Source organism: Phyllobacterium myrsinacearum, from assembly GCF_014138285.1.
Lineage (GTDB): Bacteria > Pseudomonadota > Alphaproteobacteria > Rhizobiales > Rhizobiaceae > Phyllobacterium > Phyllobacterium myrsinacearum_A.
In genome coordinates this window covers 447,163-463,754 of record NZ_JACGXN010000003.1, presented here as the reverse complement: position 1 = coordinate 463,754, position 16,592 = coordinate 447,163, and the positions used below count along the sequence as shown (strand labels likewise).

Sequence of the window (16,592 nt, the reverse complement as noted above, 5' to 3'; positions counted from 1 at the left end):
GGCATGAAGGCTCTTGTTCTGGAAAAGACCCGTCATTTATCGCTGCGCGATATCGAACTTCCGCTCGATCTGAGGCCGGATGATGTGAAGATTGCCATTGAAACCGTTGGTATTTGTGGAAGCGATGTGCATTATTACACTCACGGCCGTATCGGACCCTACGTGGTGGAACAGCCGATGGTGCTGGGGCATGAAGCATCCGGTGTTGTCGTGGAAACCGGCACGAATGTACGTCATCTCAAGCCGGGTGACCGGGTGTGCGTGGAACCTGGAATAGCCAATGACAAGTCGCGGGCGACACGGCTCGGCCTGTACAACCTTGATCCGGAGGTGGTGTTCTGGGCCACGCCGCCCGTGCATGGCTGCCTCACGCCACTCGTTATTCACCCCGCCAATCTGACGTTCAAACTGCCGGATAATGTCAGCTTCGCCGAAGGTGCGATGATCGAGCCTTTTGCCGTTGGCATGCAGGCGGTGACCAAAGCGCGGGTGACGCCCGGGGATGTTGCCCTGGTCATCGGTGCAGGGCCAATCGGCATCATGGTTGCGCTCGCCGCTCTTGCAGGCGGATGTAGCACCGTCATCATTTCCGATATCCAGGACCAAAAGCTGGCAATTGCTGCCTCCTACGACGGTATTGTTGCAATCAACAGCCGTGAGGACGATCTGGGTGCCTTTGTTGGCCTCTGTACGGACAAGTGGGGCGTCGATATCGTCTTTGAGGCAAGCGGCCACCCGAGTGCATTCAACGGTATTTTTGAGTTCATTCGCCCGGGAGGAACGGCAGTTTTTGTCGGCATGCCGGTGGAACCGGTTAGCCTTGATATTGTATCGGCGCAATTGAGAGAAGTGCGTATCGAGACCGTGTTCCGCTATGCCAATGTCTATGATCGCGCGCTGGCGCTCGTCGCCTCAGGCAAAGTGGATCTGAAGCCGCTCATCACCGAAACCTACGCATTCGGGGACAGCGTGCAAGCATTCGAACGGGCGGCAGAAGGACGTCCGCGCGACATAAAACTGCAGATACGTCTCGGGAAGGATGCACGCTGATGGCTGCGATCGTTTGCAAGGAAATAACCAAGCGCTACGGCAATCATCAGGTCGTGCACAAATTTGATCTTTCGGTACGGGAAAACGAGTTCGTGGTATTCCTCGGGCCTTCCGGTTGCGGAAAATCCACCATCCTGCGCATGCTGGCCGGATTGGAGGAAATTTCCGACGGTGAGTTGACCATCGCCGGCAAGGTTGTGAATGATCTGCCGCCGCGTGATCGCGACATCGCCATGGTGTTTCAGAACTACGCGCTTTATCCGCATATGACTGTTTTCGACAATATTGCGTTTGGTCTTAAACGTCTGAAGGTTGCCAAAGCGGAAATCGCCCGCCGGGTGAGGGACGTCGCTTCAATGCTTGGTCTCGAAACTTATCTCGAGCGCAAACCCGCAGCCCTGTCGGGTGGTCAGCAGCAACGGGTGGCTATCGCCCGCGCCATGATCAAGACACCTGCAGTTTTTCTGTTCGACGAACCGCTGTCCAATCTTGATGCCAAGTTGCGCAACCATATGCGTGTGGAAATTGCCCGTTTGCATCAATCCCTGAAGACGACGACTGTCTACGTAACGCATGATCAGCTGGAGGCGATGACGCTGGCGGACCGTATCGTGCTTCTGAAAGACGGGCGCATCGAACAACTCGGTACCCCGAAGGAAATCTATGAGAATCCGCGCACCAAATTTGTTGCCAGTTTCATTGGGACGCCCTCGATGAATTTCATCGATATGGTTGTTTCATCGCAGGGCGGGAATTTCGTTCTGACGAGTGGCGAAACGCGGCTGGTCGTGCAAAAGGTCCGGTACGATCTGCAGGCCGGACAAACTGTCACTGTGGGTATCCGGCCAGCACATCTCGAACCTGCTGGCGAAAACCGCGATAACAATATCATTGCAGGTGTCGTCGATCTCATCGAGTATCTGGGGAATGAGACGCTGGTCAATTTTGCTCTCGGGACAGTGGAAATCGGTGCGCTGCTGGATGCCGGTACGTCTCCGCAAATCAAGCAGTCTTGCCGGTTGACGGTCAATGAAAAGCATATTCATATCTTTGACCGGGAGAGCGAGCTGTCATTGATCTGCAAGCCGTCCTAATAGGTCAGATGAGGGAGAAGCGGGTGTGATCGGAGCTGCAAAAAGTGCTGAGCTGGAACACATCCTTTGTGATCCTGGACAATCATTCCGCTGGTTTACGCATGATTATCCCTATCGGCTTGCCTGTTGGAACTATCATCCGGAATATGAAATCCACCTCATCACGCAATCAAGCGGGACGGCATTTGTCGGCGACTATATCGGTGATTTCCAGCCCGGCAATCTGTGCCTTGTCGGTTCCAATCTTCCACACGAATGGGTTAGTACAAATTTCGGCAATGAAATCCTGTCTGGGCGCGATATCGTCCTGCAGTTCGATCCGCAAATCTTTGCACAGGCAGCAGGCATCATGCCTGAGATGGCTGCCCCACGCTTGCTTCTGGAGCAGGCTTTACGGGGCTTGCAGTTTTACGGCAGTGCCGAAGAGCAGGGCATTGATCTGATGCGGCGGATAGGTGAAGTGCAGGGTTTGCAGCGCTTGGCACTCTTCTTCGAACTGATCTCGCTGATGGCCGAAACTGACGAGAAAATCGTTCTCTCCAGCCATGATTATGCCCCCAATCTCGATGCCAGCAGCGCTGCCATCATGCAGCGCGTCACAGCCTATATTCTCGGCAATATCAATGACGATGTGCGAATGTCGATTGCGGCAGATCTCGCAGAAATGACACCGTCAACCTTTTCACGTTATTTCAAGAAAACCACGGGCAAAAATTTTATCGATTATGTTCACAAACTGCGTATTGGCAGGGCCTGCAACATGATCAATGAGCAAAGTGAGCCGATCACGTCGATCTGTTTCAACGTCGGTTACAAGAATATATCCAACTTTAACCGGCATTTTAAACGGGAATGCGGCCTGACACCGTCCAGCTACAGAAAGTTGGCAGGTGGCTCGCGGGCGAACAGTATTTAAACTCGCCGAACGTATTCATATGGCTTCATCTAGAGCAATCGGGATGGCGTCGATTGGGGAGAGGGCCGGCCGGTTCCATGAAAATCCGTACTGTGAACACGTTGTGGCGCCTCAAAGTTAAAGTGTCCTGTTTCTGCAAAGTAGAAACGTCTCTGGTGTCACCTTCTCGTTGATTGCAAAGAGATCCGGGTGTCGCATTGTACTTAACCGTAAGAATGCGGCATTGGATCAACGTTGTTGTAGTTAAACATCAGACTTATCGGTCAAGAATCTCAGATCTGCTGCAAAATGGAGACTGGTTCATCTGTGTTAAACCTCTGAACTTAAACATTAAATGGATAATTCAACTTTATCGACGGGTCGCCGCGTGAATGGGAATATGATAGAACAGAAATCACAATTTAAGTACACTACGAGTCTAAAAATCTCAGTTTAACTAGAGCATCTCATTTTAACTACAACGCTAACGTGTTGAAATGACGTCAAAAGACCTCAAATGCTGTCTCATGGTAAAGCGCAGTGCGACACTCCGCCGTTTCGGTAGCTGGCGATTCTGACGAAAATTATTCAACCCACTTTGATGGGTTGAATAACTTAAAAAAATGCATTAATTGATCCATTAAAAGGGTCAATTAATGCGCCTCACGCTCCAAATCCATTTTAATGGTGAGTGGCATCACGCCGCGACGCTAGAACTCAAGGACGACGTGGCCGGCTTCCAGGGCGCGTCCATCACCGATTACGATCTCGACTATTTCGTCACTGTGGCATCGGCGGAGTTTGCGGCCGGAAAGACGGTCCGCGACCATCGCGCCTTGTCAGTCCGTTATCCCGTTGATCTCGAAAATCGATATAGCCGCAACTGGCCTCCGTTCCTCTTGGATCTTATGCCCCAGGGACATGCAAGGCGAAAGCTTGCCGACCACCTCGGGCTCGCTGAAGGCTCTCGCGCTTCCGATCTCCCGCTGCTTCTGCGATCGGCGACGGGCGGCATAGGCAATATCCGGATCAAAGAAGCGGAAGAGGCCGAAACGGAACGGCTGCGTGGTGTACAGCGCCAAGGGGTTACAGAAGCGGAAATCCTTGAGCGGTCGGATCGCTTCATGGAAGTCGCCGATCGCTTTGGAATGCTTGCCTCCGGCTCCGGCGGCCTGCAAGGAGAATGGCCGAAGGTCTCTATGACCCAGGCGAATGACGGGCTCTATTATCCTGACAGCTTCGTGACCGACGATGAGGCTGTGCGCCACGTCATCGTCAAGCTGGTACGCAGCAATGAGCCCGTGGACCGCCTGATTCTCGAAGGCGAAGCCCTCTATTCGCGGATCGCTCAAGAGATCGGTCTGAAGGTCAGCGAACCGTCGACCTATGCCGAAGGCGTCCTGATCATTCCCCGCTTCGACCGGAAGAAGAGCGAAGGCGGCGGAGCCGTCCGGCTGGGCCAGGAAAGCCTCGTGTCCGCGATCGGCGTTGCCGATTTCGGCCATGTCGGCACACATGAGGCCTATATCGACGTTCTGCGCCAGTCTTCGGCTGATCCCTTCGTGGACATTGTTGAATACCTTAAACGCGATATCGCCAACCTGGCGCTCGGCAATCCCGACAATCACGGCCGAAATTCGGCTCTCAGCAAGCACCAGAACGGCATGATTCGTCTATCTCCGCTCTTTGATTTCGCACCAATGCGGCTCGCCAAAGAGGGTATCGTTCGCTCTACCCGATGGGCGACGATGCGTGACGATGGTCGCGATCATCTTCCCGATTGGAAGCGCATTTGCGCTGAGCTGATGCCTGATCCTGCAGAGCAGAAAGCTGTAGCGTTTGCGCTTTGCACGTTCGCCGAACACCTGCAGCATGCACCAGATAAGGGGAAGGACATGGGTGCGTCTCCGGAAATTCTGGAGCGTGCAATGGGACGCTGCATGGAAATCGCGGATAGCGTTCTGGCGGCGTGCCAGTGATGCCGGAGGACAGCTAAATGGCCCGCTGGAAGAAACCCACGAAAGAAGAGATTCTTGAAAACCGGCGAACACTGGCCGAGCGTGCGCGAAACGGCGATTTAAGGCTGCCCGAAGCGGTTGCGGAGATCCGTAAGGGGTTTGGTTTGACTCAAGATGAGTTCGCCAGGACGCTATCGCTTACCAGGCGCCAGGTTGCTGAGATTGAAGCCGGCACAGCGAACCCAACGCTCGAAACCTTAGCGAAGATTGGCCGATTGTTCGGATTTGGTGTGGGGTTTGTTCCAAAGGCGCAATGAAGGCTGAATTTTAATCTGGCCGCATTGATGAGCCGAACGTCAAGCTAAAGCCTGAATACGTCGAAAGCCTCGGCGCGGACTTTGAAAAAAGCCCGAAAGGTTTCATCGATTTCCTATTGCTGGACAAGGACGGCAAGCCGCTGATCGTCCTCGAAGCGAAGTCGGAAGATAAAGACCCCCGTATCGGCAAGGTGCAGGCGCGCAGATATTCGTCCCCTGCGAACCAGCTTGGAATAGCCGACCCTAAGTTTTGCAAATCTGAATCGATCCCTCTCAGCCGATCCGCGAATTGAGTCAGCGATCTTGTCGCTGCCTTTATAACGCCAATGCCCGTTTTAGATCATCGTGCTCGAAGGCGCTGGCCATCCGGGTGATCTCGGCGGAACGGGCGCCGGTCGCCTTGGCGGTCTCTCGCCACGTCGCAGTAACGGTCGCTACCTCTTTGATGATCGCGCGGGCCTGTGGAAGCGTGAGGCCGAAGAACTCCGAAGCCGCCTCAAGCAGGTCGAGCGAGCAGGTGCCTTCGTCGAGGTCGATGTTCGTCGTCAGCACACGCGCCTTGAGATCGGTGGGCACGGGGTTCAGGTCATAGGCGGGAGAAAGGGACCATCCCGCCTTGCCGAGCCAAAGGAAGCCATGGTTGCGCAGGTGATCATCGACATTGGAAATCAGCACGTTGAAGACGACCCGCCGATAGAGCGCATGGGCGTCGGTCTTCCCCTGCGCGCCATGTTGTGTAAGAGCGTCGACGATCTCAGGGTAGCTGCCGCGCTCACCGTCCCTGGCGCCCATCATCGCCATCGCTGACAGGAAAGGAATGCGGATTGCGCCGGAACGATCGAAGCGTCGGGACAGCATCACCGCCTTGTCAGCGACCTTGATCAGCTCATGGTGCGGCGTGGTAATGCCGGACTGCTCGGCCAGCCGCAGCGCGATCTCCTCCCATGTCTCCATGCTGTAGTCGTCCGTCTCCTTCGGAAACTTGGCGATGGAGAGGTGTCCGTGCTGGTCGATGACCGAGGCTTTCGGCCGGGCACCGCCGAGGGAAGAGCCGGGGGCAAAGATGAGTTGAAGGTCCTCGTCCGTTTCCTCGTCCCGGAGGATCCGTTCGGTGATCTGGAGCAACCGCCCGAGTTCGATCAGGGCTGGGACGCCGGCGCGGATAGGAGCCTGGAACATCTCTTCGCCTGCCCAGCGGAATCTGAGGGCACCCAGGCGGGTCTCGTCGGCGACGCCGAGCAGGTAATCGCTTTCCGCAAGGGTGCGAACGGCGCGGCCTTCACGTTCGGCAAGACGGCGCTCGGCCCGTTGCATAAGACGGCGCCCCCATGTGTCGGGCGCTGAATCTCCGATGGAGCCGAAAGTCGTCAGTCCGGCAGGAGGGGCGAAGGCACCGCGGGTCAGGGCAAGGGCAGGCTCAAGCGAGAACCGGTCTGGATCGGCGAGCCACCCGGCATCATATTCGAAAAGGATAGTCTGCGTGCCTCGGACGCGATTGCTCCTCGCCAGGCCGATAGGACGCGTGCGGCCGTCCCGGTCGATATGTATCTCGAAATCAGCCACCGCTAGATGATCCGGCTGTTCGCTTGAGATGGACATGCTTCGGCAGTTCCGCGCTGGCCAGCGCTTGTCCGACCGGGTCGTTGCCGATGTCGGCGATCTGGCCCAGACCATCGAGCAGACCGAGCGCCTGAAGGACGCCCGCATAAATGCCGATACTGACATTGGTGTCCCCAGCCTCGACCTTTTGCAAGGTCGAGCGGGACGTGAAGGCGCGCTCTGCGACGACAGACATTGGAAGCCGTCGACGCCGACGCGCATCGTGGATGTCTGCACCGAGCTTGCGCAGGATGCGCCGCACAGCGGCGGGAGGGTTATGTGGTGTAGGCATTTGAAACCTTCGCACTACCGATTGGCGAGATATGTAGCACGAAGATTACAATTTTCCTAGCCTATCGCGCGGTGGTCATCCCGTTGAGGGGCGGCGAGAACTGTTCCAAATTATACGCTAGTCAGATATGAAAATGATTACAATGAGTTGAGTGGGCGTGGTTTTTGCTATGAATTGGACGAAATGAGTGAATTCTGGGGCGTTTTAGCTTCAATTTCGGTTATGTTCTCTTGCAGTATGATTTGGAACAGTTCTTGTCGCCCCCAAGTTGGGTTGGACACCAAACGACGCCGCGAATTGTCCTGCGACGATTTTCGATGTAATCATCGCATGCTTGGCTATCGGTAAGCTTGGATATCATCGGTCATTGAATGTCGAGGCAACGGGTTTGCCGTTGACCTAATTTCAGTGAGAGGCGTCATTGTTTACCCTTGAACACATCATTTTGGCCTTTGTCACCGCGGTGGTGGCGTTCGTGCTTGGCACATTTGCCTATGTGAGTATGGACAAGAAAGGGCGACTTTCCATAGATCGCACCATGTTAGTGATGCTACTGATTCCCATTCTTTCAGCTATGGCCATTTTCGCTGTCGTAATTTTCATATTAAGCTAATCTTATAGCTTGACGATCGGGAAGAGCCGTTGGGAGATCCGGGTGAATTCACCTAAGGCAAATTAGGTTAAGAGCATGTTCGCAGTCAGGAACATTATTGGCCCCCCTTTTAAAAATAAAAGACATCATCGACTACCTCGCGTCGCACAGAACGCACAGGATGGGAGCCGTCGCCGTTAGTCGGCAAGAATACTCGTAACTTCCCTTACGTTGAACGTGAATCTCCCCAGGCGGGGATGGACGCTTGTCAAGCAGACGAAGAACTACGCCTGTTTAACGCCAGCTGTAGATCAGCGGCCCCACAGGACGTTATTTGGGCGAGTCCAAACTCAGCGGTAAGGGCCAAACGATGGGAGCGAGCTGCATTGTCGGTTGCAGGGGCATACAGCAACGCCATCATCTTAACCGCATGCATCCTGGAAGAGGTATAGATATCTGGGTCTACGGTTCGGGTTGGTTCAAGGCAGCCATTTGTACATCGCTGAATTCAAACGCCTGAATGAGCAATTGTGGACTTATTGTCTCTAATCGAAACTACCGAAAACTGCCTGTTATCGGCATTTTCAAACGAACACTTGTCTATGGCCTTTGCGCTTCTGCCGTGCCAGCTTTCTCATGCCGGCAACAGCACCACTGGTTGACGAGAATACGTGACTTTTATTTGCAGTGTCCCGCCTATGCCTGCATCTAACGTTCAACCATTCTTGCGCGCCATGCAACTCCGGACGCCAGTTCACCGAATATGACAATCATTGTGCCGCACGCATAGGCTAGCATGTCATGCCAATCAGGCGTGGCTCCAATGACAATGCGCAGCGTTGGATTAGAAATATGAACACCAAAGTGCACCATAAAATACTGTGTGAGCTCGACTGAAGCGGCCAACCCAAATGCAGCAAATGCCAGATACACAGGCCGCGTTTCCAAAGCAGCTTTGAATATGAAGTATACCCAGATAACGGCTAGTACATCGCCAGCCCAGCTGCGGATCCACCCTAGTTGCGCTCCCAGCGTCGCCAACAAGGCAAGGACACCAAATAGAAGGATGGCTATTAAAAATGATATGCGATCAAAGTGTGTTTTCATCTTCCGTTGTCTAATCTGATCAAGTTTCTATGTCTATCATCCAACAGACCCGTGGCACTTGGATCGATCAGCTTCGTCCGAACGCTCTAAATCATCGTCTCCAAGGCCAGACCGTGAAACCGTTGCTATGATCTGATCGTTTTCTAACGACTTTCTATTTTGTACACATGGCTGTCTGACGCATTTTATAACCACACCGGGGGATTCGAGAGCGTCGCGGGCATATAATAGCTCACCTTCAATATGACGGCTTTCGCTGATCGAAATGACAAAGCTTTTTTCCTGAGATACCGGTGGTTTTCGCATTCAAGACAAGAGCCAGCATTATCATGTTCCGGTGATTGTAAGTCCTTTTGGCTGTTCGTTTCGCGCAAAAATTGATCCGCCTTTCCATTCGCGCCTAACCATGATCATTCCCCTTACAGGCTTGAATTATAAAGGATATATGAAAGGTTGATGGATCACGGCGAAATGAAAAAGTGGTTCAATTTGAGCTTAAAATCAACACGAACAGTCCATAAATTGCTTTCTCAGGTATTTCAGCTGTGAGCTTTTCAAGGTTGGCTCGTCATCCAATCCTGCAGTTTGTCGACTGCGTCTGACTTGCGATATCGCGGTCGCACGCAATAGAAGCCACTTTGGGCAAGGAGGACGCCGTCGAACACCTGTCTAAGTCTGCCTGCCCGGATATCCGCAGAGACGAATGCAAGCGTTGCCATCGCGATGCCCTGGCCTGCTATAGCAGCTTCGATTGCATGGGAGGTCTGCGAGAAACTGATACTGCGAAACAATGCGGGATCGCTGAATCCAAGAAACCGGTCGATGTATTCCGGCCAGAAGTTATGGGTATCATGAAGGAGCGTGTACTGCGAGAGTGCCTTCCCGTCATGGGGCTCAGCGCCGATGGCAATAAGTGAAGGGTTACAAACGGGAATAATTTCCTGATCGAATAGAAGCTCAGCGGCAAGCGCTGTGCCAAATGGAGGGTTTCCATAGCGGATCGCAAGATCGACGCCGTCTGACTGGAAGCTCGAGATTCGATCCGTTGCAAGAATATGAAGATCGAGATCGGGGTGCTTGGCTCTGAAATCCGGCAGACGGGGTATCAGCCACTTTGACGCAAAAGTCGGTGTGGTGCTGACGGTCAGCTTAACGGGCTGCGGCCTCAACTTGGTGGTCGCGTTTGCGATCAGTTCAAACGCTCTGCGGATGTCTGCAATATAAGCTCGTCCTTCTCCTGTTAGCGCGAGTGATTTCGGTAGGCGTTCGAAGAGGGCTAACCCCAGTTCGGCTTCAAGTCCTCGAACGTGCTGGGCAACAGCTCCTTGCGTCACCCCCAGTTCCTCTGCCGCCAGCCTAAAGTTCAGATGCCGAGCCGAGACTTCGAAGGCTCTGAGGCCATTCAAAGGTGGAAGTTTCCCGATTGGGTTCACCATCGATAGTTTTTCTACTGTCAAATTTGAGGATAACTGGTTCGGTATTCGTCAATTCAAATGATACATGAAGCCCAATGGTTGAGCAATTGGTATGAGTTTTTGAAGGGAATGATGGCGATGTCAGTAGAAAAGGTAGCTGTAGTTACGGCTGGCGGTAGCGGCATGGGTGCCGAGGCGGCAAAACGTCTTGCGGCCGACGGGTACAAGGTGTCGATCCTTTCTTCTTCCGGCAAGGGCGAAGCGCTGGCAAAAGAATTGGGCGGCATCGGCATCACAGGTTCGAACCAGAATAATGATGACATCAAACGGCTCGTTGATACGACGGTCGAGAGGTGGGGCCGCATCGATGTGCTGGTCAACAGCGCCGGGCATGGTCCTCGTGCGCCGATCAACGAGATCACTGATGAACAGTGGTACTTAGGTATGGACACATACTTCCTGAACGTTGTTCGTGCGGCACGGCTGGTAACTCCGATCATGCAGGCTCAAGGATCCGGTTCGATTGTCAATATATCGACTGCGTGGGTGTTTGAGCCGACACCGATGTTTCCAACGTCCGCCGTTTTTCGCGCCGGTCTTGCTGCCTTCACAAAGATTTATGCGGATACCTATGCTGCCGAAGGCATTCGGATCAACAATGTACTGCCGGGCTGGATCGATAGCTTGCCGGAAGTAGAGGAGCGCCGCGTCGGCGTACCAATGGGCCGTTATGGAACGAGTGCAGAGGTGGCGGCAACTATCGCCTTCCTGGCATCCGATGCGGCCAGTTATATCACCGGACAAAGCCTCAAGGTCGATGGCGGCCTGATGCGTTCAGTCTGATCTACCAGCATCTGCTATTTGGAGGTCCACCCGCAAGGGCGCGACTTTTTCATTCCAGAAAAGAGCAAGCCATGTTTCGCGCTTATGCCGCACTCGTCACACTCGGCCTCATCTGGGGAACCAACTTCATCTATATGAAATGGGCGACGGCGCTGATTTCCCCCATGCAGGTCGTTTTCATCCGCGTGCTCTTCGGTTTCCTGCCGTTGGCATTGATGGCGTGGAAAGCGAAGGTCATTAGCCGCGCGCAACTAGAACACCTGCCGCATTTCATCATCATGTCGCTGTTGGCGACGACGCTTTATTACTATTGTTTCGTCGCGGGTACTGCGCTGCTTCCGACAAGCGTTGCAGGCATGCTGAGTGGATCGATACCTCTGTTCACTTTCTTTGCAACCTTGCTGTTTCTTCGAGAAGAACGACCTACAGGGCAAATGGCTATGGGAGTTGCGCTCGGATTTGTCGGCATCGCCCTCAGTGCCCGCCCTTGGGACGGCACTTCCGGTACTTCTCTGCAAGGCACTCTCTGGATGCTCGGTGGAACGCTTAGCATTGGCTGTTCCTTTGTCTATGCGCGTAAGTTCCTTTCTCCGCTCAACCTGCCTCCGTTGGCACTGGCGACATGGCAGTGCGGACTTGCCGTACTCACCCTTCTGCTCGTTACAGACTTTAGCGGAATCGGCAACGTGACGACATCCTTGCATGCAACTTTCGGCGCCATAATCGGCCTCGGGATGGTGGGTACGGGCGGCACGTTCCTGATCTACTACTTCATTATTGCAAAGCTCGGACCCGTGAAGGCATCCGGCGCAACCTATATCGCACCAGTTGTCGCCGTCATCATCGGCGCATGCGTTGGCGAGGAGGTTACGGTCTGGGAATTGGTCCCTCTGGCGATGATATTCGGTGGTGTCGTTTTGATTCAGACTGGAAAACGCAGGCCAGTTCCGCCATCGCCAGACGGTCCTCTGACAGCAGTGCAGCCGGCCAGAATATCAACCTGAGGGCAGTAACGGCATGCGATTAGTTTCCGTTGTGATCAAGCATGTTTTTCGACCCACATGCGATCGGCTTTGACGAGCGCATTGGCGGTGACGAGAAGCTTGCGCATAACCGCGACTATGGCGATTTTGGCGGGCTTGCCCGATGCAATGAGGTGCTGATACTTTTCCCTGAGGTCGGGGTTAAAGCGGGCCGCAACGAGAGCGGGCATGTAGTCCCAATCTCAAGGCGGAATGGCGGTATGATCTCTCGGGCGAAAGCGATGCCAGCCTGAACTATATTGATTGGACGGGAGGTCCTTCGTTTCGTCTTGCAAGCGATGTGGCGCTACGCAATGCCGTTCGCTTGGGTTTTGGCGTTGATGCTGTGTTCGATCAGGGGCTGAGTTTCGGACTTGGATATACAACGACCCTTGGTGAAGGTGGTGTAATACGCCACGGCTTTAATACAAAAATCGCAATGCGGTTTTGATCGAGTTCATGCTATGCCCGCCAAGAATAGATCATTGGTTGAAAGCTTTGCTGCCCGACTGGCTGTATTGCCGTTTGACGAAGCAGCGGCGGCCCATGCTGCCAATATCCGCGCTGTATTGGAACGGAAACGGTTGCCGATAGGGGGCTATGATTTGCTGATAGCTGGCCACGCGCGAAGCGCTGGCCTGATGGTCATTACCGGCAATCTGCGGGAGTTTACGAGGGTGGAAGGTTTGATTGCAGAGGATTGGCTTCCGGAAAGCAACCACTGAGATTCCAACCATAGCTGAAGAGTTTGGCCGTTGTACAAGCAGGCTGGGAAGATAAAGCGTTCATCCCTCGCATTAGGAAGTTATGTCGAGATTCGGCGGCGGACTGTTCCGGAGATACTCACACTTTCAGTTGCAAATGACTGAGCAGGTTGCTCTACTGATGCAAGCTTCGATGCAGTAGAATTTCTGAATGCATCCAGCGGACTGGTAAGTTCGGTAGTCTGACGGAATTGTCTATCCAGTATCGGACGGTGAGGGGACATGATAAAACTCGGATTTGCACGTATCGCGCAAGTCGCGACATTGAGCTGTATCGCGCTGGGTACAGCCGTCTTTGCCGCAAAAGCAGGCACGATCATCCAGGATTTCAGCAAGATCTCGCTGCAAATACCGATCCCCGGTCCTTTCAGGTCCAGCGGTTGTGAGCGGGAGAGTGAAGCACAAAGTATCTATTTGTCATGTAGACTCAAATCTGCGTTCTGGCGTCAGCTTTCCATTTATGGAATGACCGGAGGAAGTCGACCGGAATTGTCAAGCCAGCAACCGGCTGCACTGCTAAGACTTGCACTCATCCGGGAATGCCATCGGATCAAGAGCGCTGCGAGCAATTGTACGCCCGTGCAAAGCATCAAATACAGGAATGTGCCGGGTTGGCAGCTATATGAGGCCGAGGGCAAAACCGTCCACACAATGACCTATGGCTTCAGTACTGGCGCACGGGCGGTTCATTTCCGCCTGCTGGCAAACAGCGAGTCTGAAGTCAAAAACCTGGCTGCCAGCTTCGAAAAACTGATATTGCCCAAGATCATCAAGTGATCGGGTTTGATAATCGGCCCCCTCCGGCTGTTCTGTCGCAAAAAATTGTAATCGTCGTGGGCGATACTCCTTACTAGCGAGTTTTGGAGCATCAGATGTTCAAAGGCCGTCATTTCGAATTGCTCGACATGATGCGTAGCGACAGGCAGATACACCTTCAATCCTCAGCCGAGCCTCAAAGAACAATTTCAAATCCTGGCTTGCGACGGCTAGACTATGGGGCACCCCGTCATATCCGCGTTGTGTATCAAAGTTTGCGACAGAACCATCACACGTGGGATTGAATGGCTTCAACGGAGTCAACATCATCCGTTTTGATTGTTCCGGTGGCTGAAAGAGGAAAGTTGACCATGAGCATAGCAAATGACACCCGTTTCTGGGACAGGAGTTCACGAAGGTATGCGGTCAGCAAAATTGCGGATCAGACCGCATACGAGCACACGCTGTCTAGAACCCGAGCTCTGTTGCGGCCTAACGACCGGGTTTTGGAGCTGGGTTGCGGAACAGGTACAACCGCACTCCGGCTCGCAGATGTTGTGAAAACTTATCTCGCGACAGATATTTCCGGAGCGATGATAACGATTGCTGCAGAGAAGGTGGTCGCCAATCCGATTCCGTCGCTCGCCTTCCGCATCGCGACGGCAGAGGGGCTTTTGCCCGAAGACCGGCCGTACAACGCAGTTCTGGGATTCAACTATCTCCATCTCGTCCGTGACCTGCCCGGCACGCTGTTACGCATCCACACATTGCTTGCGACGGAGGGGTTGTTTATTTCCAAGACCCCATGCGTTGGAGAGATGAATCCACTCATCCGTCTTGCCCTGCTGCCCGCTATGCGTGCGATCGGCATGGCACCCTATGCCGGTATCTTCCGCGCATCTGATCTCGCACAATTAATAAGTGCTGCAGGCTTCGATATTCTTGCCTCTGAAATTCACTCAACCAATGGCAACGACAATCGTCCTTATATAGTGGCGCGCAAGAGATGACGTGAAAAGAACAGGTCGTGAGCGGGGCTTGCCATGGTTGCCCTGGTTTTAAGGGCATTGGGCAGCTAACTACGGTGTCAGCCGTTGGTTTCGGTTCAAGGCGTTTGTGGTTTAATTTTACTGCGATTATTTTGTTCAATCATCGATGAGCTAGCTGACGGAAGGCGCTCATGCGGGGAGGTTCATCGCAATGAGGCTGGACCTTCGGCGCCGGAATTGTTATCTGCAGGACTTGTTGCGATGCTGAAGACGTCGCCGAAACATCCGGACAGACACCCAAGGTCTCGTAAAGTGAAAAAAGTACAACGCGGTTTTGCCATCGAGTACAAATCGAGTCGGCGAAAACCTGAATCCAAATCGAACGCGATTTGGGGAAATCTAAATCTCAAGGCTGTTGCACAAGATCTGCAGGAAGAGGCAATACCCTTTTTGCAAGGGGGCACTCAGGATAGTAGCGTTGATGCCGAGGTGTCTTTGTCCGGAGAAGAACAAGCCGGGTCATTATTGACACCGCTGGTCGGACAGCTGACAACTGCAGTAGATTTACAGGAGATAAAAATGGCCGACGAGGAAGACACGACGCTTGATGCTGGAGCGCCGGCTGCCGCGGGGCCCGATGTACCCAGGAAGCAGCGCAAACCTCGTGCCAGGAAGGTAGCCGATGAAACGATGTCCGGCGAAGTTGCCACAGCATCGGCAGCGGGAAAACAGAATAGGGGACGTAAGCCCAGGTCTGAACACGGTGGGAGCAGCGCCAAACGCGCCTATATCAAACGCACCCCGAACGCTGTGCAAGCAGTGACGGCATCGTCGACGGCTGGAATTGATGAGATCGCCGAACTTCGGCAACTGGAAGAGGAAAACCAAAGGCTGCGCAAGCTGCTGGCTGAGAAGCTGCGTGCTGAAAATGCCGATCTGCGAAAGCGGCTCAACCTCGGTTGATCGGCAAAGCCGTTGCAGCCGACCACGGCACTTTCACAGAAGCGCAGTTCATGCGGTCCATAGCATCCGATCTCTCGGGACATCTGATGTTTTCAATTCCCATTGCTCAAGCCCGTTTGAATAATGTCCACACGGTTCAACGCAATTCTTATGAAGAAAGCCCCCTGACCTCATCTTTGGAGGGGAAGAAGGACTTGGTGCGCTTGTGCATCATAAGAGTATTTTAAGCATCGAATTGGTTGCCCCGTTTCGTTCTACCGGACCACTCGCTATAACACTATGCAAAAATACACACCTGCAACGTTAAAGAGGGACGTCCATGAAACTGAACCGACATTTGACAAGCTTATTTGCTGCAGCTTCGCTGAGTGCGTTCATGGCACATGGTGCCGTCGCTCAATCAGGCGGGAAAGCAATGCCAACTGACAGCTCCCGCACCTATTTTGCAGTGTCGAACGGCACTTCGGCAACGCTGGGAGAAACGATGAAGCTGAGCCACACATCAGCACACTTTTCCTTATTGAAAGGGGGAATGAAGCTACGATATTCGGGCGAGCGGAAAAGCGATAATGATAGTGATACGGAATTCAGCGGAGACGTTTATGAGGTGCTGAACGCCGATGAGTTTTTCTCTCTCAACAAAGGCAAGAACGGCTTTTGTGACAAGCCGGTCCGGTGGGTCACTATCAAGGATTCAAGCGATAGTATTGGCGAAGGGACCGTTCGCGTTGGCATGTTGAGCATCAACGACTGGCACAAATATAATCCCAACTCACTCGATGCGTGCAGCGCGGATTCATTCAAGCTGAAATAATCTCTGTTTAGCTGAGACGCGGACGCAATTTACGTTCTGACCGATAGGGCAGCGCAAATGGGGTGTATTGCCTCGAGTTGTGTAGCGATAATACGCGAGATGAGTTGCGGATTGGCAATAGT

The 16,592-nt window shown here is 53.4% G+C and carries 16 protein-coding genes and 2 pseudogenes; 13 read left to right on the top strand and 5 right to left on the bottom strand.

Going from position 1 to position 16,592, the window contains the following annotated elements:
- Positions 1-3: 3 nt before the first annotated feature.
- The 5 genes from FHW16_RS14480 (at position 4) to FHW16_RS14460 (ending at position 5,314) form a co-directional block, all read left to right on the top strand.
- Complete coding sequence (locus FHW16_RS14480) at positions 4-1,050, top strand: NAD(P)-dependent alcohol dehydrogenase (RefSeq protein WP_182549892.1); 1,047 nt, start codon at positions 4-6, stop codon at positions 1,048-1,050.
- Positions 1,050-2,144: an ABC transporter ATP-binding protein gene (locus FHW16_RS14475; RefSeq protein WP_182549891.1), complete on the top strand. Its 1,095-nt coding sequence runs from the start codon at positions 1,050-1,052 to the stop codon at positions 2,142-2,144. Before FHW16_RS14480 ends, FHW16_RS14475 begins: the two co-directional genes overlap by 1 nt.
- A gap of 25 nt (positions 2,145-2,169) precedes the next feature.
- On the top strand, positions 2,170-3,060 hold the full coding sequence (locus FHW16_RS14470; RefSeq protein WP_182549890.1) for a helix-turn-helix domain-containing protein: 891 nt from the start codon (positions 2,170-2,172) through the stop codon (positions 3,058-3,060).
- A 635-nt stretch (positions 3,061-3,695) separates the two neighbouring features.
- On the top strand, positions 3,696-5,018 hold the full coding sequence (locus FHW16_RS14465; RefSeq protein WP_182549889.1) for a type II toxin-antitoxin system HipA family toxin: 1,323 nt from the start codon (positions 3,696-3,698) through the stop codon (positions 5,016-5,018).
- A gap of 17 nt (positions 5,019-5,035) precedes the next feature.
- The gene (locus FHW16_RS14460) at positions 5,036-5,314 is read left to right on the top strand and encodes a helix-turn-helix transcriptional regulator (protein ID WP_182549888.1); all 279 of its coding nucleotides are present in this window, start codon (positions 5,036-5,038) and stop codon (positions 5,312-5,314) included.
- 315 nt (positions 5,315-5,629) lie between these two features.
- On the opposite strand, the gene FHW16_RS14455 is transcribed toward FHW16_RS14460, so the two are convergent.
- From FHW16_RS14455 to FHW16_RS14440, 4 genes are all read right to left on the bottom strand, one after another.
- Positions 5,630-6,877: a HipA domain-containing protein gene (locus FHW16_RS14455; protein WP_182549979.1), complete on the bottom strand. Its 1,248-nt coding sequence runs from the start codon at positions 6,875-6,877 to the stop codon at positions 5,630-5,632.
- On the bottom strand, positions 6,870-7,205 hold the full coding sequence (locus FHW16_RS14450) for a helix-turn-helix domain-containing protein (RefSeq protein ID WP_182549887.1): 336 nt from the start codon (positions 7,203-7,205) through the stop codon (positions 6,870-6,872). Before FHW16_RS14450 ends, FHW16_RS14455 begins: the two co-directional genes overlap by 8 nt.
- Positions 7,206-8,505: 1,300 nt before the next feature.
- On the bottom strand, positions 8,506-8,904 hold the full coding sequence (locus FHW16_RS14445; protein WP_182549886.1) for a DUF2809 domain-containing protein: 399 nt from the start codon (positions 8,902-8,904) through the stop codon (positions 8,506-8,508).
- Positions 8,905-9,458: 554 nt separating this feature from the next.
- The gene (locus tag FHW16_RS14440) at positions 9,459-10,340 is read right to left on the bottom strand and encodes a LysR substrate-binding domain-containing protein (RefSeq protein WP_182549885.1); all 882 of its coding nucleotides are present in this window, start codon (positions 10,338-10,340) and stop codon (positions 9,459-9,461) included.
- Between the two features lie 117 nt (positions 10,341-10,457).
- On the opposite strand from FHW16_RS14440, the gene FHW16_RS14435 reads away from it, so the two are divergent.
- Together FHW16_RS14435 and FHW16_RS14430 are read left to right on the top strand one after the other, a co-directional pair.
- Complete coding sequence (locus FHW16_RS14435) at positions 10,458-11,162, top strand: SDR family oxidoreductase (RefSeq protein ID WP_182549884.1); 705 nt, start codon at positions 10,458-10,460, stop codon at positions 11,160-11,162.
- A gap of 71 nt (positions 11,163-11,233) precedes the next feature.
- Entirely contained in the window at positions 11,234-12,166 is a 933-nt protein-coding gene (locus FHW16_RS14430; protein WP_182549883.1) for a DMT family transporter, read from the top strand.
- A gap of 35 nt (positions 12,167-12,201) precedes the next feature.
- On the opposite strand, the pseudogene FHW16_RS14425 reads toward FHW16_RS14430, so the two are convergent.
- A pseudogene (locus FHW16_RS14425) lies at positions 12,202-12,378 on the bottom strand (IS110 family transposase); the annotation flags it as partial.
- Positions 12,379-12,428: 50 nt separating this feature from the next.
- On the opposite strand from FHW16_RS14425, the pseudogene FHW16_RS29285 reads away from it, so the two are divergent.
- From FHW16_RS29285 to FHW16_RS14395, 6 genes and pseudogenes are all read left to right on the top strand, one after another.
- A pseudogene (locus FHW16_RS29285) lies at positions 12,429-12,635 on the top strand (hypothetical protein); the annotation flags it as partial.
- 13 nt (positions 12,636-12,648) lie between these two features.
- Positions 12,649-12,909 (top strand): PIN domain-containing protein, encoded by a 261-nt coding sequence (locus FHW16_RS14415; RefSeq protein WP_182549881.1) that lies wholly within the window; start codon positions 12,649-12,651, stop codon positions 12,907-12,909.
- Positions 12,910-13,170: 261 nt separating this feature from the next.
- A complete protein-coding gene (locus FHW16_RS14410; RefSeq protein ID WP_182549880.1) occupies positions 13,171-13,725 on the top strand; it encodes a hypothetical protein in 555 nt (184 codons plus the stop codon).
- Positions 13,726-14,075: 350 nt separating this feature from the next.
- A complete protein-coding gene (locus FHW16_RS14405) occupies positions 14,076-14,714 on the top strand; it encodes a class I SAM-dependent methyltransferase (protein ID WP_182549879.1) in 639 nt (212 codons plus the stop codon).
- Positions 14,715-15,005: 291 nt separating this feature from the next.
- Positions 15,006-15,656 (top strand): transcriptional regulator, encoded by a 651-nt coding sequence (locus FHW16_RS14400; RefSeq protein ID WP_182549978.1) that lies wholly within the window; start codon positions 15,006-15,008, stop codon positions 15,654-15,656.
- A gap of 319 nt (positions 15,657-15,975) precedes the next feature.
- Positions 15,976-16,470, top strand: coding sequence for a hypothetical protein (locus FHW16_RS14395; RefSeq protein ID WP_182549878.1), 495 nt, complete (start codon positions 15,976-15,978; stop codon positions 16,468-16,470).
- The last annotated feature ends 122 nt before the right edge of the window (positions 16,471-16,592 follow it).

Excerpts from the sequence above, each read along its gene's own strand:
- FHW16_RS14415 (WP_182549881.1), top strand. The coding sequence starts at position 12,649 with ATGCCCGCCAAGAATAGATCATTGGTTGAAAGCTTTGCTGCCCGACTG.
- FHW16_RS14465 (WP_182549889.1), top strand. The coding sequence starts at position 3,696 with ATGCGCCTCACGCTCCAAATCCATTTTAATGGTGAGTGGCATCACGCC.
- FHW16_RS14450 (WP_182549887.1), bottom strand. The coding sequence starts at position 7,205 with ATGCCTACACCACATAACCCTCCCGCCGCTGTGCGGCGCATCCTGCGC.
- FHW16_RS14410 (WP_182549880.1), top strand. The coding sequence starts at position 13,171 with ATGATAAAACTCGGATTTGCACGTATCGCGCAAGTCGCGACATTGAGC.
- FHW16_RS14460 (WP_182549888.1), top strand. The coding sequence starts at position 5,036 with ATGGCCCGCTGGAAGAAACCCACGAAAGAAGAGATTCTTGAAAACCGG.
- FHW16_RS14405 (WP_182549879.1), top strand. The coding sequence starts at position 14,076 with ATGAGCATAGCAAATGACACCCGTTTCTGGGACAGGAGTTCACGAAGG.
- FHW16_RS14430 (WP_182549883.1), top strand. The coding sequence starts at position 11,234 with ATGTTTCGCGCTTATGCCGCACTCGTCACACTCGGCCTCATCTGGGGA.
- FHW16_RS14445 (WP_182549886.1), bottom strand. The coding sequence starts at position 8,904 with ATGAAAACACACTTTGATCGCATATCATTTTTAATAGCCATCCTTCTA.
- FHW16_RS14480 (WP_182549892.1), top strand. The coding sequence starts at position 4 with ATGAAGGCTCTTGTTCTGGAAAAGACCCGTCATTTATCGCTGCGCGAT.
- FHW16_RS14440 (WP_182549885.1), bottom strand. The coding sequence starts at position 10,340 with ATGGTGAACCCAATCGGGAAACTTCCACCTTTGAATGGCCTCAGAGCC.
- FHW16_RS14475 (WP_182549891.1), top strand. The coding sequence starts at position 1,050 with ATGGCTGCGATCGTTTGCAAGGAAATAACCAAGCGCTACGGCAATCAT.
- FHW16_RS14395 (WP_182549878.1), top strand. The coding sequence starts at position 15,976 with ATGAAACTGAACCGACATTTGACAAGCTTATTTGCTGCAGCTTCGCTG.
- FHW16_RS14435 (WP_182549884.1), top strand. The coding sequence starts at position 10,458 with ATGTCAGTAGAAAAGGTAGCTGTAGTTACGGCTGGCGGTAGCGGCATG.